Here is a 19,506-nt window from a genome sequence, read left to right as displayed (position 1 = left end):
GCGAGCACGCCTGAAAAGTGACCATTCTGCCCGTCAGCCCGTTCCGGCGGACCGGAGTCTATCTCGACCACAACGCCACCGCCCCGCTGAAGCCGGAGGTGAAGGCGGCGATGGGTCAGGCGATGGATCTGGTCGGCAACCCGTCCTCCGTGCATGCCTTCGGCCGCAGCGCCCGGCGCGCGGTCGAGGAGGCGCGCGCCGCCGTGGCCGCGCTCGCCGGGGTCAAGCCGGCCCAGGTGCTGTTCACCGGCAGCGGGACGGAGGCCAACAACTTCGCGCTGCGCGGCTTCGCCGGCCGCCGGGTGGTGACCTCGGCCATCGAGCATGAGTCGGTGCTGGCCGCCCGGCCCGACGCGGAGCGCTTCGGCGTGACCCGCGACGGCGTCGCCGACCTGGAGGATCTGGCGCGCCGTCTGGCCTGTGGGGACGAACCGGCGCTGGTCTCGCTGATGCTCGTCAACAACGAGACCGGGGTGATCCAGCCGGTGGCGGAGTCCGCCCGGATCGCGCACGCCCATGGTGCGCTGGTCCATTGCGATGCGGTGCAGGCGGCCGGGCGGCTGCCCCTGTCGCTGTCCGCCCTCGGCGCCGACCTGATGACGCTGTCGGCCCACAAGCTGGGTGGTCCGACCGGCGTCGGCGCCCTGATCCTGGCCGAGGGTCTGGAACCCGACGCGCTGATCCGCGGCGGCGGACAGGAGCGGCGCAAGCGCGCCGGCACCGAGAACCTGCTGGGCATCGTCGGCTTCGGCGCCGCGGCGCGTCTGGCGCTGGACGGGCTGGCGGAGGCCGCCGACCTCGCGGCTCTGCGCGACCGGCTGGAACGCGAGGCGCTGGCCGCCATGCCGCGCGCTCGCGTGATGGGCGCCGGTGCGGCGCGCGTTGCCAACACCTGCTGCCTGATGCTGCCCGGCCTGCCCGGAGAGACCCAGGTGATGACGCTCGACCTCGCCGGGGTGGCGGTCAGCGCCGGTTCGGCCTGTTCCAGCGGCAAGGTGAAGCCGTCCCATGTGCTGGCGGCAATGGGCGAGGACGACCAAGCCGCCGCCAGCGCCATCCGTGTCAGCCTGGGCTGGACCAGCGACGACGAGGCGGTGGACCGCTTCCTGACGGCCTGGACCGCGATGGCGCGGCGAAGCGCGCCTGCGGATGGCTGAGTGCCCTCCTACAGCCGGCATGGCTGCGCGACCATCTGTCTCCCATCCGGAAAGCCTGCATTCGCGCATTGCGCCGGATGCGGCTTCTGGGTATGACGCCGCGGAAGGCCCCTATGATGTCGGGCCGGATGGCGGCGGAGGCATGATGTCGGGTACACCATCCTATCGGCCGAGCCTTTCGGCGTTTTGACGGACAGCGCGCATGACCCGTTCCAAATCCGGCCCGCCCGGCAACAACAGCGGCGGAATTTCCGGCGCCATCGCCGGCGATCTGGAGCCCTGCGGCGCCTGTGGCCGCTCGGTAGCGCCGCGTGCCCTGTTTTGCCACGCCTGCGGTGCGGCGCAGCCCCCGCGCGCCCTCGACCCCTTCACCCGGCTGGGGCTGGAACGGCGCTTCGACATCGATCTTGAGCAATTGTCGAAGCAGCATGCCGGCTTCACCCGCGCCATGGACCCGGAACGCTTCGCCGCCCGCGGCCCGCGCCAGCAGGCCAACGCCAAGGCCCAGGTCGACGCCCTGCGCGAGGCGTACGAGGTGCTGCGCGACCCCATCCGCCGCGCCCGGGCGCTGCTGTCCCTGCTGGGCGGCGCGCCGACCGCGAGCGATGGGGCTGAAAATGGGCCCGAGAATGGAGACGAGGAGATCGCCGATCTCGCCTCCCGGCTGACCCGTGCCGACAACGCGCTGGAGTTGGACCGCATCGGCCTGGACCTCGGCCAGCGGATCGAGGCCTGCATCAAGTATCTCGCCCCCGCCTTCCGCAAGGCGCAGACGGCCTCCGGCCCGGACAGCCCGCCGGCCACGGACGGTGCAGCGCGCATCCTGGCCCGGCTGGAACGGCTGGAGGCGCTGGCCGCCGACGTCCGTGACCGCCGCGCCGCCCGGACGCCGCCGCGGCCCTGATCCGGCCAACCCGTTACCAAAACCCGCCCTTTCAATCGCTAGGCAACCTTACAAGAACGAGGACCCCATGCCCAAGATGACCTTCATCGAGCCCGATGGCAGCCGCCGCGAGGTGGACGCCCCGCTCGGCCTGTCCGTGCTGGAGATCGCGCACAAGAACAGCCTGGACCTGGAAGGCGCCTGCGAGGGCTCGCTGGCCTGCTCCACCTGCCATGTCGTGATCGAGCCGGAATGGTTCGACGTACTGCCGGACGCGCAGGAGGACGAGGAGGACATGCTGGACCTCGCCTTCGGCCTGACCAAGACCTCGCGCCTCGGCTGCCAGATCATCATGACCGAAGAGCTGGACGGTCTGGTCGTCCGCCTGCCGGGCGGCAGCAACAACGCGATGAAGTAACGGCGCGGGGAACCTGTTCCGGCCGCCGGACGAGCGTCACGCGACGCAAAACCCGGCGGCCTCTTTCCCCCTCACCTTCCCCTGTTCCGATTTCCTACTTTCCCGGGCGCCTGCCCGTACCATATAGGGCGCCATGAACTCCCTCGGTCTTTCAAAGCGCCCCCAGGACACCCGCGTCGTCGTCGCGATGTCCGGCGGGGTGGATTCCTCCGTCACCGCCGCCGTGCTGCGGGAGGAGGGGTATGACGTCGTCGGCATCACGCTGCAGCTTTACGACCACGGCCTTGCCTTGCAGAAGCCGGGCGCCTGCTGCGCCGGCCAGGACATCTACGACGCCCGTCAGGTCGCCGACCGCATCGGCATCCCGCATTACGTCCTGGATTACGAGGGCCGCTTCAGCCAGGACGTGATGGACGATTTCGCCGACAGCTATCTGCGCGGCGAGACGCCGATCCCCTGCGTGCGCTGCAACCAGCGCGTCAAGTTCCGCGACCTGCTGAACACCGCGCGTGACCTCGGCGCCGACGCGCTCGCCACCGGCCATTACGTCCGCCGCATCGCCGGCCCGCAGGGCGCCGAGCTGCACCGCGCCGTCGATCCCGCCAAGGACCAGAGCTATTTCCTGTTCGCCACCACGCGCGAACAGCTGGAGTTCCTGCGCTTCCCGCTGGGCGGCCTTACCAAGCCGGAAACCCGTGCGCTGGCCGAGCGCCATGGGTTGGAGGTCGCTGCCAAGCCGGACAGCCAGGACATCTGCTTCGTCCCCAACGGCAATTATGCCGAGGTGGTGGCGAAGCTGCGCCCCGGTTCGGTCGAGCCCGGCGACATCGTCCATGTCGATGGCCGGGTGCTGGGCCGCCACAAGGGCGTCGTCCACTACACGGTGGGCCAGCGCAAGGGGCTGGGCATCGGCGGCATCCGCGGCCAGGAGGAGGAGGCGCTCTACGTCGTCCGCCTGGAGCCCGCTCGCCGCCGCGTCGTCGTCGGCCCGCGCCGCGACCTCGCCCGCTCGCTGGTGATGGTGCGCGACGTGAACTGGCTGGGTCCCGATCTGGCGGATGGCGCCGGCATCGAGGTGTCGGTGAAGCTCCGTTCCGCCCAGCCCGCCGCCCCCGCGATCTGGCGCGCCGGGCCGGACGGCAGCGCGCGGGTGGAGTTGATTGAGGCCCAGCACGGCATCGCCCCCGGTCAGGCCTGCGTCGTCTACCAGGGCGACCGCGTGCTCGGCGGCGGCTGGATTTCCGGTACCGCCGGGGCTGTGGACGCGGGGCGGCGGTGAGTGAAACGGCGGCTTGAATCAGGGGGTTAAGCGGTTTTCCGCCGACCGGCCGAAAAAAATCGCACCCCCCGAAAATTCCGCGTTGACAGGCCAAGCCGCCCTATCCTATATAGCGGCTCCCGGCGGCAACGACGGGACACGATGGTAGCCAACGGCGGCGGAAACGCCAACAAAGGCGCTCACGATGGCAGCGTAGCTCAGTGGTAGAGCAGGGGAATCATAATCCCTTGGTCGGGGGTTCAAATCCCCTCCGCTGCTACCATCATAGAGAACCCCCTGATTTCCAGACGGAAGTCAGGGGGTTTTTCTTTGCGCATCATCGGGTTGACGCGGCGTCGATTGCAGTTCGACCAATGCGGAATGCCGGTCTCCCCTACCCCATCATCGACTTCGGCAGCGCGATCCGCGGCTCCACCTCGACCGGTTTCGGCCGGCGTGCTTGGCGCGGTAGAGGGCGGCGTCAGCGCGGGCCAGCAGGGGTTCGATGCCGGCGTCGGTCGCGTTCAGCCAGCTCAGCCCCAGGCTGACGGTCACCGACATCTCGCCTCCGGTCTCCAGCCGGACCGGCATGGCGGCGACGGCCTGGCGCAGGCGCTGGGCGACGGCGAAGGCGTTGACCGGCGGGGTTTCCGGCATCACGACGGCGAATTCCTCGCCACCCAGGCGGGCCGATGACGTCACTGGTTCGCAAGCTCTCCTTGCAGGCGCGCACGGTGCTGCGGATCGCCTCGTCGCCGGTGGCATGGCCATAGGTGTCGTTGACCCGCTTGAAATGGTCGATGTCCAGCATCACCACCGACAGCGGACGCCCGTAGCGTCGCGAGCGGTTGAACTCCTCGTCCCCTCGTTCCAGGAAACGGCGGCGGTTCAGGGCACCGGTCAGGGCGTCGGTGGTCGCCAGCCGCTCCAGGTCGCGCTGCATCGCCACGACGCGCGAAGCGGCCAGCAGGCGTGCCGCCGTCCATTTCCAATCCAGCGGCTTGCGCAGGAACTCGTCGGCGCCAGCCTCCACCAACTCGTGGAACTGGTCGGTCATGCTGCCGGGGATCATCAGGATCAGGTAGAGGTGGCGCAGCCCCTGGGCGGTGCGCAGATGCCAGCACAGCTCGATCCCCGTCATGTCGGCAAGACGGATGTCGGCCATCACCACGTCGAAGCGTTCGTTCGCCACCGCCTCGATGGCGGCGGCGCCGGTCTCGACCACGCTGGTCGCGTAGCCCAGCTTCGTCAGCTCATACACCATCATGGTGAGGTGACGCGGTGAATCGTCGACGATCAGAATCCGCAAATCGAAAGCTCCCGGCGATCCCTGCCCGTTTATGGAGCATGAGACCCGACTTGTGCAAATGTCCTTAACGTCATGTCGCAGAACGATAACGAAAAGCGGGGGGTCATACGCAGGTATGGCGGCGGGCCTGTCCGCGATCGGCCGGTGGGGCTGTCTGATGCTTTTGCACATGTTGCCTAGCGGGGCGTCAGGTTGCTAATGTTTCATTCAAATTTGTTCGCAGGACAAGCGGACGATATTGCGGGAGGCACGACCATGGACAGCGCGCGCGCGGCCCACATCGATGAACTCGTCCGTGTCTCCGCCGGTGTGCCGTCAGCCCGCGATGCGATCATCGAAAGCTCCTGGCGCCGCTGCGTCGCCGACCACAAGCTGGACCCCACCATCGGGCGCGAGGCCCACATCCTGCCGCAGGAACGGCTGCGCGAGCACCGCGACGCGATGGACGAATTCCTGCGCATGGCCCGCTTCGGGCTGGAGGCGCTGTACCGTCAGGTCGCCGGCATGGGCTATGTCCTGCTGTTGACCGACAGCAACGGCGTCACGGTGGACTTCATCGGCGACCCGACCTTCGACAACCATCTACGCCGGGCCGGGCTGTATCTGGGGTCCGACTGGAACGAGGGGCATGCCGGCACCTGCGCCGTCGGCACCTGCATCGCCACGGCCCAGGCGCTGACCGTGCACCAGACCGACCATTTCGACACCACCCACATTCCGCTGACCTGCACCGCCGCCCCCGTCTTCGAAAGCGGGGGAGAACTGGCGGCGGTCCTCGACATCTCCGCCCTGCATTCGCCGGAACCGAAGATCAGCCAGTATCTGGCGCTGCAGATGGTGAAGGCCTATGTCCACAAGATCGAAACCGCCAACCTCTACAACAACTTCCGCCGCGACTGGGTGGTGAAGCTGTCGGCGTCGCAGGAGTTCGCGGAGGTCGATCCCGACTTTGTCCTCGCTCTCGACGGCGGCGGGCGGGTGGTCGGCTTCAACCACAAGGCCCATGACCTGCTGGCAGAGGACGGTGTGTCGCCGCTCGGCCGCACCTTCGCCGAACTGTTCGACTGCGAGGTGGACGATCTGGTCCGCTTCGTCCGCGCGCTCCCGACCGAACAGCGCACGCTGCGCCTGCGCCGCACCGGCCTGCCGCTGTTCGCCCAGGCGATGCCGCCGCCTGCGGTGTCCCTGCCCCGCAACCACCCCCACGACCAGGGGCACGACCCGCTGCCGGAGCCGCTGCGCGTGGTGTCCGGCGGCGACCCGGCGCTGAAGGCGGTGCTGACGCGGGCGGCGAAGCTGGTCAACACCCGCATGAGCCTGCTGATCCATGGCGAGACCGGCACGGGCAAGGAGCATCTGGCGAAGGCGCTGCACAAGTCCAGCATCCGCCGCAACAAGCCCTTCGTCGCCGTCAACTGCGCCGCCTTGCCGGAAAACCTGATCGAGAGCGAGCTGTTCGGCTACGAGCCCGGCTCCTTCACCGGGGCGACGGCGCGCGGCAAGAAGGGGCTGATCCTGGAGGCCGATGGCGGAACCCTGTTCCTGGACGAGATCGGCGACATGCCGCTGTCGTCACAGACCCGCCTGCTGCGCGTGCTTGCCGAGCGGGAGGTGACGCCGATCGGCCGTACCAAGGCGGTTTCGGTGGATGTCCGCGTCATCGGCGCCACCCACCGTGATCTTGTGGAACTGGTCAAGGCCGGCCGCTTCCGCGACGACTTGTACTTTCGTCTCAACGGCGCGGTGTTCACCGTGCCGCCGCTGCGCCAGCGCGGCGACCTGGAGTGGTTGATCGAACGGCTGCTGGCCGAGCGGGCGGAGCGTGACGGCGTCGCTTACCGCCTGACCCCGGCGGCGCTGGCAGCCCTGCGCGGCCATGGTTGGCCGGGCAATGTGCGGGAACTGGTGAATGCGCTGGATTATGCCTGCGCGGTCAGCGACGGCGGGCTGATCGACCTCGCCGACATTCCGGAGCCGGTGCAGCACAGCGGCCTGTTCCAGGCCTGGCCGGCGGAGGCGGCGGAAACGGTGGTGGCAGAGGAGGATCCCGCGGCCCGGCTGCGCGAGACGCTGCGGCGGCATCACTGGAACGTGTCGGCGACGGCGCGGGCGATGGGGGTCGACCGTTCGACCATCCACCGGCAGATGCACCGCTTCGGCATTGTGGCGCCGCATCGGGCGGAGTGAGGGGGGTGCTGCAATGATTGCCCCCACCTAACCTCCCCCGCTGGGCGGGGGAGGGACTGCCGCCACTCTCCTGAAAAAGCGCCTAATCCCCCTCCCCCGCCCAGCTCTCGCACAAAGCAGAGCTTTGTGCTGACGCGACAGGCGGACCATAGGTCCGCTGAGAGCGGCGGAGGGTTGGGGTGGGGGCAATCGCCCCAGAACTTCCCCCTACACCACAGCCCCGAACCCGCCGCCGCCCGGCGTCTCCACCACCAGGGCGTCGCCCGGCCGCATCGCGGTGCTGTCCTGGGAGGCCAGTTCCTGCACGCTGCCGTCGGTGCGCTGGACCCAGCTGCGGCCGAGCGCACCGTCCGCGCCGCCCTTCAGGCCGAAGGGGGCGATCTTGCGGTGGTTGGCGAGGATGGCGGCGGTCATCGGCTCCAGGAAACGCAGGCGGCGGATCACGCCGTCTCCGCCACGCCAGCGCCCTGCCCCGCCGGAGCCGCGGCGGATGCGGAAGCCCTCCACCAGCACCGGGAAGCGCCATTCCAGCACCTCCGGATCGGTCAGGCGCGAATTGGTCATGTGGGTCTGCACCGCGTCCGTGCCGTCGAAACCGTTGCCGGCACCCGACCCGCCGCAGACCGTCTCGTAATACTGGTGCCACTCGTTGCCGAAGGTGGTGTTGTTCATCGTGCCCTGGGCCGACGCCATCACCCCCAGCGCGCCGAACAGCGCGTCGACGATGCACTGGCTGGTCTCCACATTGCCGGCGACCACCGCGGCCGGCGGGTTGGGCGACAGCATGGAGCCGGGCGGAATGATGATCTCGATGGGGCGCAGGCAGCCCTCGTTCATCGGGATCTCGTCATCCACCAGACAGCGGAAGACATAGAGCACCGCCGCCCGGCAGACCGCCGAGGGGGCGTTGAAGTTGTTGGTCAGCTGCGTGCTGGTCCCGGAGAAGTCGACGATCGCCGAACGCGCGGCATGGTCGATCGACACCCGCAGCTTGATCACCGCCCCGTTGTCCAGCGTCACCGCGAAATCGCCGTCGCTCAGCACGCCGATGGCGCGGCGGACCTGCTCCTCGGCGTTGTCCTGGACGTGGCGCATATAGGCGATGACGGTGGACAGGCCGTGCAGGCGGACGACGCGGTGCAGTTCGCGGGTGCCCTGCTCGTTGGCCGCGACCTGCGCCTTGAGGTCGCCGATGTTCTGCGCCGGGTTGCGCGCGGGGTGCGGGCCGGAGCGCAGAAGCTCCAACAGGGCCTCCTCGCGGAACTGGCCGTTCTCCACCAGCGGCACGCAGTCCATCAGCACGCCTTCGTCGGCGATGGTCTTGCTGTCGGGCGGCATGGAGCCGGGGGTAATGCCGCCGACATCGGCGTGATGCCCGCGTGAGGCGACGAAGAACAGCAACTCCTTGCCCGCCTCGTCGAACACCGGCGAGACGACGGTGATGTCCGGCAGATGCGTGCCGCCGTGATAGGGATCGTTCAGCGCGAAGCACTCGCCCGCGGTGAAGGTGCCGCCGCGGCGCTGGATGACGGCGCGCACGCTCTCGCCCATCGATCCCAGATGCACCGGCATGTGCGGGGCGTTGGCGATCAGCCCGCCGTCGCGGTCGAACAGGGCGCAGGAGAAATCCAGCCGTTCCTTGATGTTCACCGAGCGGGCGGTCTTCTCCAGCGTCACGCCCATGCGTTCGGCGATGGACATGAACAGGTTGTTGAAGACCTCCAGCATCACCGGGTCGACCTTCGCCCCGCCCTTGATGCCGGCGGCCTGACGCTGGGTCGCAGGCTCCAGCCGGGTCAGCACCAGATGGTTCTTGCGGGTGACCTCCGCCATCCAGCCGGGCTCGACCACGGTGGTGGAGACGGCTTCGGCCAGGATCGCCGGGCCGACCACCCGGTTGCCGGGCTGAAGCTGGCGGCGGTCGTAGAGCGGTGCCTCGCGGCGCTGGCCACCGATATGGATGGCGACGGTGGCGAGACGGCGCGGCAGCACCGCGGTGGTGGCGGGAAGCTCCGGATCCTCCAGAACATCCGTCAGGCCGACCGCCTCCAGCGTCACCGACTCCACCTCCAGCGCGGTGCCGGGGGTGAGGAAGCCGTAGCGGCGGCGGTGCGCCTCCTCGAAGGACTTGGTCATCGCCACCTTCGAGCCGAAGGCAACCGTCAGCGTGGTGTCGGAGCCGGCGGCCTTCAGGTGGACGCGACGGTTGATCGCCTGCCGGCCGGCGGCGACGCCCTGGCGGGCCAGCTCCGCCCGCCCCTCGGTCTCCAGATCGGTGAACAGCATGGTCAGCCGGTCGACCACCGCGTCGCTCAGCGGACCTTCCACCGCCCGCTCGCGGATGGCGACGGTGTCGGCCAGACCGATGCCGTAGGCGGACAGCACGCCGGCCTGCGGGTGCAGGAAGACCCGCGTCATGCCCAGCGCGTCGGCGACGGCGCAGACATGCTGTCCCGCCGCCCCGCCGAAGCCGTTCAGCGTGTAGCCGGTGACGTCATAGCCGCGCTCCACCGAGATCTTCTTGATGGCGTTCGCCATGTTGTCGACGGCGATGCGCAGGAAGCCCTCGGCGACCTCCTGCGGGGTCATCGTCGTGCCGAGCCTGGCGTTGACGGTGGCGGCCAGCTCAATAAAGCGAGCCTTCACCACCTCGGCGTCCAGCGGCTGGTCGCCGTTGGGTCCGAAGACCTGCGGGAAGAAGCGCGGCTGGATCTTGCCGACCATCACGTTGCAGTCGGTGACGGTCAGCGGTCCGCCGCGGCGGTAGCAGGCAGGACCCGGATTGGCGCCGGCGCTGTCCGGCCCGACGCGGAAGCGGGTGCCGTCGAAGACGCAGAGCGAGCCGCCGCCGGCCGCCACGGTGTGGATGTGCATCATCGGCGCGCGCACCCGCACGCCGGCCACCACCGCGTCGAAGGCGCGCTCATACTCGCCGGCATAATGCGACACGTCGGTGGAGGTGCCGCCCATGTCGAAGCCGATGACCCGGTCGAAGCCAGCCATCCCGGCGGTGCGCACCGCACCCACGACGCCGCCGGCCGGCCCCGACAGAATGGCATCCTTGCCCTGGAAGCGGCGGGCATCGGTCAGGCCGCCGTTGGACTGCATGAACATCAGCGGCACCGGGGTGCCGTCGACACTGAGGTCGTTGGCGACCCGGTCGACATAGCGGCGCAGCACGGGCGAGAGATAGGCGTCGGCCACCGTGGTGTCGCCGCGGCCGACCAGCTTCATCAGCGGGCTGACCAGATGGCTGACCGAAACCTGGGTGAAGCCGACGGCGCGGGCCAGCGAGGCGACCTGCCGCTCATGCTCCGGATAGCGGTAGCCGTGCATCAGCGCGATGGCGGCGGCGCGGAAGCCCTGCCGATAGGCCTCCTCCAACCCGCGGCGGACGGCATGCAGGTCGACCGGCTTCAGCACCCGGCCGTCGGCCATCACCCGTTCCGGCACCTCCACCACATGGGAATAGAGCTGGTCGGGCAGATGGATGCGGCGGGCGAAGATCTTCGGACGGGCCTGATGGCCGATGCGCAGCTGGTCGCCCAGCCCTTCGGTGATCAGCAGGACGGTCGGCTCGCCCTTGCGTTCCAGCAGGGCGTTGGTGGCGACCGTGGTGCCCATCTTCACCACCTCCACCGTGTCCGGTGGGATCGGTTGTCCGGGCTTCAGGCCCAGCAGCTCGCGGATGCCCTGGACGGCAGCGTCGGCATAGCGCTCCGGATTCTCCGACAGCAGCTTGTGGGTGACGACCGACCCGTCCGGCCGGCGGCCGACGATGTCGGTGAAGGTGCCGCCGCGATCGATCCAGAACTGCCATCGGGCAGGCTTGACCTCCGCCGTCCCGTTCATCGCCGCGCCTTGAGTCTCAGCCATCGTCGTCGCACCCGCCGAATCCCTGCGCGGCAACCGCACCGCGCGTGGGCCGGAGTTTCGCGATCCGGCGGCGAATTTCAACCGCCTGCGTGCCCCACGCCCAACAGGGCAGCCATCAAGACGGGCGGCCGCGGCGGAAAGAACACAGGATCACCGATGAAGCGGCTCTGTCGTCAGGCTGCGAGCCGCCACCTGTTCAAGCGGCAAGCCGCTACCTGTTCAAGCGGCGAGCCGCTCGGGCCGGATGCCGGGCAGGCGGGCCAGGATGGCATTGCCGGACAGGATGCTGTTGAAGGCGCCGCTGCCGTCCTCCAACGCTTCCAGGGCAAGCGAAAACTGGTTGGGCGGAGGCAGTTCGAACAGGGCCGCGACTTCGCCGCCGTCCAGCGCCAGCCGGCCGCCGAAGCGGCGGGCCAGTGCACGCATCCGAACATTGCCGGCCACGCACATCATGTGGACATGGCGGATGCCGCGGTTGCGGGCGACCGTCAGGATGCGGCGGACCAGCGTGCTGCGACGCCCTTGCCCTGAAGCTCCGATTCGACGCTGATGCCGAATTCGGCCTGATCGGGCCAGAGGATGCGGTCGCCGCACAGCTCCACCGCGCCACGCAGAACGCCGTCCTCGAACGCGCCCAGCAGCACCGTACGGCCCCAGTCGATGGATGCGCAGTGCCGCTCCACAGCCTCGTCCGACAGCGTGCCGGTGAAGCGGGCATAGCGGTCGGCATTGTCCAGGCGGAGGAGATGCGCCCGGTACTGCTGGAGTTCGGTCGGCATGATCTTGCGGATGACAGGCATGGCTCTGCTCACGGTTCTCGAAATTCGAAAACGCATTCGCGCAGAACGTTTTTCCCCAGACTCCGGCGCCGCACGCCCGTAACAAGCGCTTGGCGGCAGCCGTTGTTATCGAAACCGGCGCTCTCTGCGGCGCCCTCTGTTGCAGTGCAACATGGCGTTCTGGCAGGGAATGGCAAGCGCTTATTAGAAATTCGCAATACGAACAATGCTGGTATGTTGCAGCCGCGCCACAGTTGGCCGATAACCGTACGGCGGCTATGCTGCCGGCGGACAGGATGACGGGCGAGCGGAACGCGGAAGGCGGAGTATGAGCATTTGGGGCAGGATCCTGGGCAGCGCGGCCAGCCTGTTCAGCGGCGGGCCGCTGGGCAGCCTTCTGGGCGGGCTTGCCGGACAAGCGGTAGACCTGTGGTCGCCCTGCGGCCCCGGCGACCAGCGCAAGGCCATGACCGATGCGGAGGCCGAGGAGGCCAAGCAGACCGTCGCCTTCACCATCGGCGTCATCGCCCTCGCGGCGAAGATGGCGCGGGCCGACGGCGTGGTGAAGCGGGTGGAGGTCGACACCTTCAAGCGGCTGTTCCGCGTCCCGGCCGACGAGTTGGCCAATGTCGGCCGCGTCTTCGACCTCGCCCGCCGCGACACCCATGGCTTCGAGGAGTATGCCCGCCAGATCGCCAACCTGTTCGAGGACAGGCACGCGGTGTTGGAAGAGCTGCTCGACAGCCTGCTGATGATCGCCGAGGCCGACGACGAACTGCACGAGACGGAGGTGGAGTATCTGCGCGCCATCGCCGTGATCTTCGGCTTCGACGAGGCGGAATTCCGCCGCATCGTCGCCGGGCACCATATGGCCGGCGGTCCGACCGATTCGGACCCCTACGCGGTGCTGGGCGTGGCGCGCACCGCCGGCGACGACACGGTCAAGGCCGCCCACCGTGCACTGGTGCGCGAACATCACCCCGACCGGCTGATCGCCCAAGGCATGCCGCAGGAGTTCGTGGATCTGGCGACGCAGAAGCTCGCGCTCGTCAACGCCGCCTATGACCGAATCCGCCGCGAGCGGGAAGGAAGCGCCGCCCTGCTCTAGCATGTCGCGATTCGTCACGATGTGACTGGATTTTAAATTGCTTTGTCGTGGGCTTTATCCCGTTTCTTGACGTATCGTCCCCGATGGGGCGGGCGACCGGTTGCCCGCAGGATTTGGGAACGACACGACGATGCAACGCACGATCATCCGGACGATCTTCGCTGCGGCTTTGGGAACGGCATTGGCGGCAGGTACGCTCTCTGCCGCCCAGGCGCAGATCGCATCCATCGACAGCCCGGTGGTGCTGGGTCAGCCGCTGACGCTGACGCTGGGGGCTCCGCCGTCCGGCACCGATTGCCCGACGCAAGCTGCGGCGCTCAACGCGCAAGGGCTGGTCCTGGTCGCCAACGGCCAGACCATTCCGGGCGCCCGCGCCAGCTTCGGCTGCTCCGCCAAGGGGGAACTGGTGGGCACCGCCTCCACCTCCATCGCCGGCAACGGTGACGACGCGGCACAGCGCCGGGCGGCATGGCAAACCGCCTTCAGCGGCTTCTTCAGCCTTTCCGGCACCAAGACCCTGCCGATCGCCTTCGGTCCGGCCACCGGCGGCATGAGCACCGCACCGAAGCTGGTCGCCATCCAGGGGGCGAGCGACCGCGACCTCGGGCTGGCCGGCCTGTGGTTCGCGCTTGTGGCGGCGGGGTTCCTGTTCGCCTTCTTCCGCCATTTCGGCCGCATGGATTCGATCACCCCCATTTCCGGCGTGCCGATGCCGGCCGATTACCGGGCGCCCTACAGCCTCGCCCGCTTCCAGCTTCTGTGGTGGAGCGGGATCGTCACCGCCTCCTACGTCGCCATCCTGACCATCACCGGATCGATGGACACCGTCACCACCGGCACCATGGCGCTGATGGGAATCGTCGGCGGCACCTCCGTGCTCGCGGCCTTCCAGGACCGCCGGCCGGGCGACGATGGCCGCCAGCCTGGACGAGGTCTATCCCCCGACGCAGGGATGGTTGGCCGACCTGCTGAGCGATGCCGCCGGCTACAACATCCACCGCCTGCAACTGCTGGCCTGGACCATGGTGCTGGGCATCACCTTCCTCTACGAGGTCACCCGCACGCTGGGCATGCCGGAGCTGTCGGCCAACCTGCTGGCCCTGACCGGCATCAGCAACGGCACCTATTTCGGCTTCAAGATGCAGGAGCAGCAGGTGGCGACGCCGACCGGACCGGTTCCGGCGGCGGGGTGAGGAGAGCCCGGTTCCGCGGGACGCAACCCGCCCAACCGTTTTTCCGGGTCGCGGTGGAGGGGTATGGCGCGTTATAACCCATCCCCTTCCCTCGATTTTCCGGCGCACGAACGGTCCATGGCTCCTCCCGCACCCATCACGGCGCTCCAGGGCGTCACCGTCACCTTCGGCGGCCGTCCGCTGTTCGACGGCATCGACCTGTCCATCGCCCGCGGCGACCGCGCCTGTCTGGTCGGGCGCAACGGGTCGGGCAAGTCGACGCTGATGAAGGTGCTGGCCGGGATGATCCACCCCGACGGCGGCACCGTCTTCGTCCAGCCGGGCGCCCGCCTCGCCTATCTGCCGCAGGAGCCGGACTTCACCGGCTGCGCCACGGTCCACGACTATGTCGTGCAGGGCCTGCCCGCCGACGAGCAGGACGAGGCCCACCGGGTCGATGCCGTGCTGGACCGGCTGCAGGTCGACGGCAGCCTCGACCCCCGCACCCTGTCGGGCGGCGAGTCGCGCCGCACGGCGCTGGCCCGCACGCTGGTCGGCAACCCCGACGTCATGCTGCTGGACGAGCCGACCAACCATCTCGACCTCCCCACCATCGAGTGGCTGGAGGAGGAGCTGCTGTCCTTCCGCGGCGGGCTGCTGCTGATCAGCCACGATCGCGCCTTCCTGAACCGGCTCGCCAAGCGCACGCTGTGGCTCGACCGCGGCACGGTGCGGGCCACCGACCGCGGCTTCGCCGAGTTCGAGACCTGGCAGGCGGAGGTGTTCGAGGCGGAGGAGGCCGCGGCCCACAAGCTGGACCGCAAGATCGAGAGCGAGATGAAGTGGCTGCGCGAGGGCATCTCCGCCCGCCGCACCCGCAACATGGGACGCGTGCGCAACCTGCTGGACCTGCGCGCCGGGCGCGCCGAGCAGATCAAGGGCGGCCAACAGGCCAAGCTCGCCATCGCCGAGGCCGAGCGCGGCGGCCGGCTGGTGATCGAGGCGACCGGCATCTCCAAGGGCTTCGACACGCCCGACGGCCGCAAGACCATCGTGAAGAATTTCTCCACCCGCATCCTGCGCGGCGACCGGGTGGGTCTGATCGGGCCGAACGGCGCCGGCAAATCCACCCTGCTGAAGATGCTGACCGGCCAGCTCGATCCCGACGAGGGCACGGTGAAGCTGGGCACCAACCTCGACACCGCCTATTTCGACCAGCGGCGCGAGGGGCTGGATCCGGAGGACACAATCCGCAAGGTGCTGTGCCCGTTCGGTGGCGACGCGGTGATGGTCAACGGCGTGTCGCGCCACGTCGCCGGCTATATCAAGGATTTCCTGTTCGACACCCGGCAGCTGGACAGCCCGGTGAAGGCGCTGTCGGGCGGCGAGCGCAACCGGCTGCTGCTGGCCCGGCTGTTCGCCAAGCCCAGCAACATGATGATCCTCGACGAGCCGACCAACGACCTCGACATGGACACGCTCGACCTGCTGGAGGACGTGCTGGGCGACTACCAGGGCACGCTGCTGCTGGTCAGCCACGACCGCGATTTCCTCGACCGGCTGGTGACCGCCACCATCGCGCTGGAGGGCGACGGCACCGCCACCGAATATGCCGGCGGCTATTCCGACTATCTGGTGCAGCGGCCGGCCAAGGCGGCCCCCGCCGTCGCAGCCAAGCCGAAACCCGTCACGGCGCCGGCCGCCGCGGCCAAGCCGCGCGGCAAGCTGAGCTACAAGGACCAGCGCGAGTTGGACGAGCTGCCGTCCCGCATGGACGGGCTGGGGGCGGAGATCGCCAAGCTGGAGAAGGTGCTGGCCGACCCCGACCTGTTCACCCGCGATCCCGCCAAATTCCAGAAGACCAGCGAGCAGCTGCACGCCAAGCAGGGCGACCTTGCCGCGGCGGAGGAGCGCTGGCTGGAGCTGGAGGCGATGCGCGAGGAGCTGGAAGGCGGCCGGGCATGAGTTTCGCCCACACGCTCCAGGCGCTGGCGGTGATGGCGCTGTGGGGGCTGAACTTCGTCGTGGCGAAATGGGCGCTGGCGGAATTCCCGCCGCTGTTCGTCATGTTCATTCGCTTCGCCCTGGTGGCGGTGCTGATCATTCCCTTCTTCCGCATGCCGCGGGACAAGCTGTGGAAGATCGCGCTGCTGTCGGTTACGCTCGGCAGCATCCATTTCCCGATGATGTTCACCGGGCTGCAGGGGATCGACGCCGCCACCGCATCGCTGGCGGCGCAGGCGCAGGTGCCCTTCTCCTCGCTGCTGGCGGCGGTGGTGTTCAAGGACAAGCTGGGCTGGCGCCGCGGCATCGGCATGGCCGCCGCCTTCGCCGGGGTGGCGGTGATCGCAGGCGAACCGCGGCTGGGCGAATCGCTCTATTCGCTGCTGCTGATCCTGGCCGCGAGCTTCGCCTTTGCGGTGGCGAGCGTGCAGATGAAGCTGGTCGGCGCGGTGAACGGCTTCGCCGTCAACGGCTGGATGGCGCTGTTCGCCATGCCGCAGCTGCTGGTCCTGTCGCTGTTGCTGGAGCATGGCCAGATGGAGGCGCTCGCCAACTCCACCTGGGTGGGGTGGGCCTCGATCGTCTACATGGCGGTCGCCGTCACCATCATCGCCTATGGGCTGTGGTATCCGCTGCTCGGCCGCTACTCCGTCAACCAGACCATGCCCTATCTGCTGACGGTGCCTATCTTCGGCGTCGCATCGGGCGCACTGCTGATGGGGGATCCGCTGACGATCAACCTCGCCATCGGCGGGTTGCTGACCGTCGGCGGCGTCGCGGTGATCGTCCGGCGCGGGCCGAAGGCGGTCAACGAAACGGTCACCAATCCGACATGAGCGCCTTCCGCCGGATCGACCGCCCCTCCCCCAACCACGGCCCTCGGGCCGATGGTGCACGGGTGGAGCTGTTGATCCTGCACTACACCGGCATGCCGACCGCCGCCCATGCGCTGGACCGTCTCTGCGATCCGGCGGCCCAGGTCAGCGCCCATTACACGGTGGACGAGGACGGCACCGTCTACGCCCATGTCGACGAGGACCGGCGCGCCTGGCATGCCGGCCGGTCGAGCTGGCGCGGGGCGGAGGATGTCAACAGCCGCTCCATCGGCGTCGAGATCGTCAACCCAGGGCACGAGTTCGGCTATCGCCCCTTCCCGCCCGCGCAGATGGCGGCAGTGGCCGAATTGTGCCGGGGCATCATGGAGCGCCACGGGATCGCCCCCGCCGACGTGCTGGGCCACAGCGACGTGGCGCCCGCCCGCAAGGAGGATCCGGGCGAGCTGTTCGACTGGCCGGGCCTCGCCGCACAGGGTATCGGGCTCTGGCCCACGCCGTCCCAGGCCGACGACAGTCCCGTCAGCGATGCCCCCGTCACCGGTGCCGAAATCGCCGCACTGCTGGGACGCTATGGGTACGACCCGGCCGAACCGCGGGCCCTGCTGGCCTTCCAGCGCCATTTCCATCCCGATTGCCTGACCGGCACCCCGGATGCCGAGACGGTGCGGCGCCTGCGCGCGCTGCTGCGGCTGACGGGGCGGTGATGGCCTCTCGCCCCGGCGGGGCCGATCCCTTATATTAGGCACTCCGGCCCAGCTGAGCGGGAGAGCGGCATGTCGTCCCTGGCCTACAAGCGGATGAGTCTCGACGAGTTCCTGTCGTGGGACGACGGGACGCAGACCCGCTACGAGCTGATCGACGGCGTGCCGGTGGCGATGGCGCCCAGCTATGGCGCCCACCAGATCGTGGCCGGGAACATCGCGGTGGAGATCGGCAGCGTACTGCGCCAACGCCCGCCCTGCCATGTCCGGTCCGAAGCCGGCATCCTGAAGCCCAACAGCTTCCGCAACTTCTTCCAGGCCGACCTTGCCGTCACCTGCACGCCACACCGGCATGGGCAGTACCACACGCCTGACCCGCTGGTGATCGTCGAGATCCTGTCGCGATCCACCGAGGACCACGACCGCAAGGTGAAGCTGCCGGTCTACCGCTCCATCCCGTCGGTGCAGGAAATCCTGCTGGTGCAGAGCGAGTTCCTGTTCGTCGAGGTGCATCGCCGGCTGGACGACAGCCGCTGGCAATGCGACCTGCTGGTGGAGCCTGGAGACGTGCTTCGACTGGACAGCATAGGCGTCGAGGTGCCGGTGTCGGCACTTTACGCCAATGTGGAACTGGGACCGGAGCCGTCGGACGTCGAACAGGCTCCCTGATCTGCCCCTTGCTCCGAATTCGCTATTTGGGATTTGCCCCCACCGCCGCTTCTCTATATGAACGGTCGCGCCAGATGGCCGGATGGCCGCCTTCGGTTTCGACCGGGGGAGGAAAGTCCGGGCTCCACGGAAACACGGTGCCGGTTAACGGCCGGCGGGGGCGACCCTAGGGAAAGTGCCACAGAAAGCAAACCGCCGGCGTTTCGACGCAGGTAAGGGTGAAAGGGTGCGGTAAGAGCGCACCGCGGACCCGGCAACGGGGACGGCACGGTAAACCCCACCGGGAGCAAGACCGAATAGGAGCGGCCCGACCACCGTCCCCGCAACGGGGCGGGCGTGGGTCAAGCGCGTTTCCGCGCCGCCGCTCGGGTTGGTCGCGCGAGGCGTCCGGGCAACCGGCGTCCCAGACGAATGGCCATCGCCTGCCCTTCGGGGCGGGATACAGAACCCGGCTTACAGGCCATCTGGCGCTTTTCCCACACCATCGCCCAGTCCATCCCAGTTCGGGCAGCCGACCGGGGCACATGATCCCATGGCGCCCCATGGCGGCATCCGTTTGCCCCCGCCTTGCCCCTTTCGGCGGGTCTGCATGGGACAGCATGGGCGGATGACAGCTTCATCCACAGGGCGGATGCGACCGCTCCTCTCTTTGTATGCCGCGGATTGCCGGGCTTTCCCGCGGCCATCCCCAGGATGTGCACGGCCCCATCCACATTTTCCCCAGACTAATCCACAGCCGGTGGATAACTGTGGGGCGATTTCCCATGCCGTCCCATGCCGGACCGCCCTTTCCTACCCAAGGTCCTATGCCGTCGGAGGGGGTCGATTCGACGGTGCAACAAACCATGGATCGGTCGCATTTTCTTAAAACTTTGGAACGTTATGAGAACCTGTGTGGATAACTTTATCCACATTGAGAGAGTCCAGCGGAATACTGCGAAGATTCCGGAAATTCGTACACCAACTTGCGCAGATGCCACAGGCTGACCCGAAAGTCTTGACACCCCCGTCTGAATACTCGGGGGGCCGTTGACGCCCATGCCGTCCCATGCTATCCCAAGAATGCCCATTTAAGGGGGGCTTCTACCCATTCTGGTTAACACCGGGGGCGGGGGCTGAATGGGCCAAGCGGGGCTAGCGCGGAGCACC

At 68.5% G+C, this 19,506-nt stretch carries 15 protein-coding genes, 1 tRNA gene, 1 other RNA gene and 1 pseudogene; 13 read left to right on the top strand and 5 right to left on the bottom strand.

Annotated features, from left to right (window positions below):
• The first annotated feature begins 17 nt into the window (after window positions 1-17).
• The 5 genes from F1643_RS11990 to F1643_RS11970 all read left to right on the top strand — a co-directional run bounded on the left by F1643_RS11990 (window position 18) and on the right by F1643_RS11970 (window position 3,999).
• Complete coding sequence (locus F1643_RS11990) at window positions 18-1,157, top strand: cysteine desulfurase family protein (RefSeq protein WP_194913410.1); 1,140 nt, start codon at window positions 18-20, stop codon at window positions 1,155-1,157.
• Between the two features lie 202 nt (window positions 1,158-1,359).
• Window positions 1,360-2,061: a molecular chaperone DnaJ gene (locus F1643_RS11985; RefSeq protein WP_194913409.1), complete on the top strand. Its 702-nt coding sequence runs from the start codon at window positions 1,360-1,362 to the stop codon at window positions 2,059-2,061.
• 67 nt (window positions 2,062-2,128) lie between these two features.
• On the top strand, window positions 2,129-2,458 hold the full coding sequence (locus F1643_RS11980; RefSeq protein WP_194913406.1) for a ferredoxin family 2Fe-2S iron-sulfur cluster binding protein: 330 nt from the start codon (window positions 2,129-2,131) through the stop codon (window positions 2,456-2,458).
• Between the two features lie 133 nt (window positions 2,459-2,591).
• Window positions 2,592-3,737, top strand: coding sequence for a tRNA 2-thiouridine(34) synthase MnmA (mnmA, locus tag F1643_RS11975; protein WP_194913405.1), 1,146 nt, complete (start codon window positions 2,592-2,594; stop codon window positions 3,735-3,737).
• A 186-nt stretch (window positions 3,738-3,923) separates the two neighbouring features.
• Window positions 3,924-3,999 (top strand) — tRNA-Met (locus F1643_RS11970).
• A gap of 119 nt (window positions 4,000-4,118) precedes the next feature.
• On the opposite strand, the gene F1643_RS23015 is transcribed toward F1643_RS11970, so the two are convergent.
• Together F1643_RS23015 and F1643_RS23010 are read right to left on the bottom strand one after the other, a co-directional pair.
• Complete coding sequence (locus F1643_RS23015) at window positions 4,119-4,373, bottom strand: diguanylate cyclase (RefSeq protein WP_255542687.1); 255 nt, start codon at window positions 4,371-4,373, stop codon at window positions 4,119-4,121.
• A 94-nt stretch (window positions 4,374-4,467) separates the two neighbouring features.
• A pseudogene (locus F1643_RS23010) lies at window positions 4,468-4,980 on the bottom strand (GGDEF domain-containing protein); the annotation flags it as partial.
• Window positions 4,981-5,280: 300 nt separating this feature from the next.
• Here F1643_RS23010 and F1643_RS11960 point away from each other — a divergent pair.
• Window positions 5,281-7,212, top strand: coding sequence for a sigma-54-dependent Fis family transcriptional regulator (locus F1643_RS11960; protein ID WP_194913404.1), 1,932 nt, complete (start codon window positions 5,281-5,283; stop codon window positions 7,210-7,212).
• 207 nt (window positions 7,213-7,419) lie between these two features.
• Here F1643_RS11960 and F1643_RS11955 read toward each other — a convergent pair whose 3' ends face one another.
• The 3 genes from F1643_RS11955 to F1643_RS23000 form a co-directional block, all read right to left on the bottom strand.
• Window positions 7,420-11,088: a hydantoinase B/oxoprolinase family protein gene (locus F1643_RS11955; protein WP_194913403.1), complete on the bottom strand. Its 3,669-nt coding sequence runs from the start codon at window positions 11,086-11,088 to the stop codon at window positions 7,420-7,422.
• A gap of 219 nt (window positions 11,089-11,307) precedes the next feature.
• Window positions 11,308-11,514: a hypothetical protein gene (locus F1643_RS23005; RefSeq protein WP_255542686.1), complete on the bottom strand. Its 207-nt coding sequence runs from the start codon at window positions 11,512-11,514 to the stop codon at window positions 11,308-11,310.
• Between the two features lie 62 nt (window positions 11,515-11,576).
• Window positions 11,577-11,888 (bottom strand): hypothetical protein, encoded by a 312-nt coding sequence (locus F1643_RS23000; RefSeq protein WP_255542685.1) that lies wholly within the window; start codon window positions 11,886-11,888, stop codon window positions 11,577-11,579.
• Window positions 11,889-12,195: 307 nt separating this feature from the next.
• Between F1643_RS23000 and F1643_RS11945 the strand changes: the two genes are divergently transcribed.
• The 7 genes from F1643_RS11945 (at window position 12,196) to rnpB (ending at window position 18,829) form a co-directional block, all read left to right on the top strand.
• A complete protein-coding gene (locus F1643_RS11945) occupies window positions 12,196-12,975 on the top strand; it encodes a TerB family tellurite resistance protein (protein WP_149222043.1) in 780 nt (259 codons plus the stop codon).
• Between the two features lie 130 nt (window positions 12,976-13,105).
• On the top strand, window positions 13,106-14,245 hold the full coding sequence (locus F1643_RS11940; protein ID WP_255542683.1) for a hypothetical protein: 1,140 nt from the start codon (window positions 13,106-13,108) through the stop codon (window positions 14,243-14,245).
• A 40-nt stretch (window positions 14,246-14,285) separates the two neighbouring features.
• Entirely contained in the window at window positions 14,286-16,112 is a 1,827-nt protein-coding gene (locus tag F1643_RS11935; RefSeq protein WP_194913402.1) for an ATP-binding cassette domain-containing protein, read from the top strand.
• Window positions 16,109-16,987 (top strand): DMT family transporter, encoded by an 879-nt coding sequence (locus tag F1643_RS11930; protein ID WP_194913401.1) that lies wholly within the window; start codon window positions 16,109-16,111, stop codon window positions 16,985-16,987. The genes F1643_RS11935 and F1643_RS11930 overlap by 4 nt, the downstream gene beginning before the upstream one ends.
• Window positions 16,984-17,691 carry an N-acetylmuramoyl-L-alanine amidase gene (locus tag F1643_RS11925; RefSeq protein WP_194913398.1) on the top strand — a complete coding sequence of 236 codons (708 nt, stop codon included), beginning with the start codon at window positions 16,984-16,986 and terminating at the stop codon, window positions 17,689-17,691. The genes F1643_RS11930 and F1643_RS11925 overlap by 4 nt, the downstream gene beginning before the upstream one ends.
• A gap of 69 nt (window positions 17,692-17,760) precedes the next feature.
• Window positions 17,761-18,357 (top strand): Uma2 family endonuclease, encoded by a 597-nt coding sequence (locus F1643_RS11920; protein WP_194913396.1) that lies wholly within the window; start codon window positions 17,761-17,763, stop codon window positions 18,355-18,357.
• 70 nt (window positions 18,358-18,427) lie between these two features.
• An RNA gene (rnpB, locus tag F1643_RS11915) (RNase P RNA component class A) lies at window positions 18,428-18,829 on the top strand.
• Window positions 18,830-19,506: the final 677 nt, after the last annotated feature.

The sequence above is a fragment of the Azospirillum sp. INR13 genome, from assembly GCF_015390205.1.
Lineage (GTDB): Bacteria > Pseudomonadota > Alphaproteobacteria > Azospirillales > Azospirillaceae > Azospirillum.
This window is presented reverse-complemented; position numbering and strand designations above follow the sequence as displayed.

What these genes read in the sequence shown, in the direction of transcription:
- F1643_RS11985 (WP_194913409.1), top strand. Translation starts at nt 1,360, where the DNA reads ATGACCCGTTCCAAATCCGGCCCGCCCGGCAACAACAGCGGCGGAATT.
- F1643_RS11980 (WP_194913406.1), top strand. Translation starts at nt 2,129, where the DNA reads ATGCCCAAGATGACCTTCATCGAGCCCGATGGCAGCCGCCGCGAGGTG.
- mnmA (WP_194913405.1), top strand. Translation starts at nt 2,592, where the DNA reads ATGAACTCCCTCGGTCTTTCAAAGCGCCCCCAGGACACCCGCGTCGTC.
- F1643_RS23015 (WP_255542687.1), bottom strand. Translation starts at nt 4,373, where the DNA reads ATGCCGGAAACCCCGCCGGTCAACGCCTTCGCCGTCGCCCAGCGCCTG.
- F1643_RS11960 (WP_194913404.1), top strand. Translation starts at nt 5,281, where the DNA reads ATGGACAGCGCGCGCGCGGCCCACATCGATGAACTCGTCCGTGTCTCC.
- F1643_RS11955 (WP_194913403.1), bottom strand. Translation starts at nt 11,088, where the DNA reads ATGGCTGAGACTCAAGGCGCGGCGATGAACGGGACGGCGGAGGTCAAG.
- F1643_RS23005 (WP_255542686.1), bottom strand. Translation starts at nt 11,514, where the DNA reads ATGCGTGCACTGGCCCGCCGCTTCGGCGGCCGGCTGGCGCTGGACGGC.
- F1643_RS23000 (WP_255542685.1), bottom strand. Translation starts at nt 11,888, where the DNA reads ATGCCTGTCATCCGCAAGATCATGCCGACCGAACTCCAGCAGTACCGG.
- F1643_RS11945 (WP_149222043.1), top strand. Translation starts at nt 12,196, where the DNA reads ATGAGCATTTGGGGCAGGATCCTGGGCAGCGCGGCCAGCCTGTTCAGC.
- F1643_RS11940 (WP_255542683.1), top strand. Translation starts at nt 13,106, where the DNA reads ATGCAACGCACGATCATCCGGACGATCTTCGCTGCGGCTTTGGGAACG.
- F1643_RS11935 (WP_194913402.1), top strand. Translation starts at nt 14,286, where the DNA reads ATGGCTCCTCCCGCACCCATCACGGCGCTCCAGGGCGTCACCGTCACC.
- F1643_RS11930 (WP_194913401.1), top strand. Translation starts at nt 16,109, where the DNA reads ATGAGTTTCGCCCACACGCTCCAGGCGCTGGCGGTGATGGCGCTGTGG.
- F1643_RS11925 (WP_194913398.1), top strand. Translation starts at nt 16,984, where the DNA reads ATGAGCGCCTTCCGCCGGATCGACCGCCCCTCCCCCAACCACGGCCCT.
- F1643_RS11920 (WP_194913396.1), top strand. Translation starts at nt 17,761, where the DNA reads ATGTCGTCCCTGGCCTACAAGCGGATGAGTCTCGACGAGTTCCTGTCG.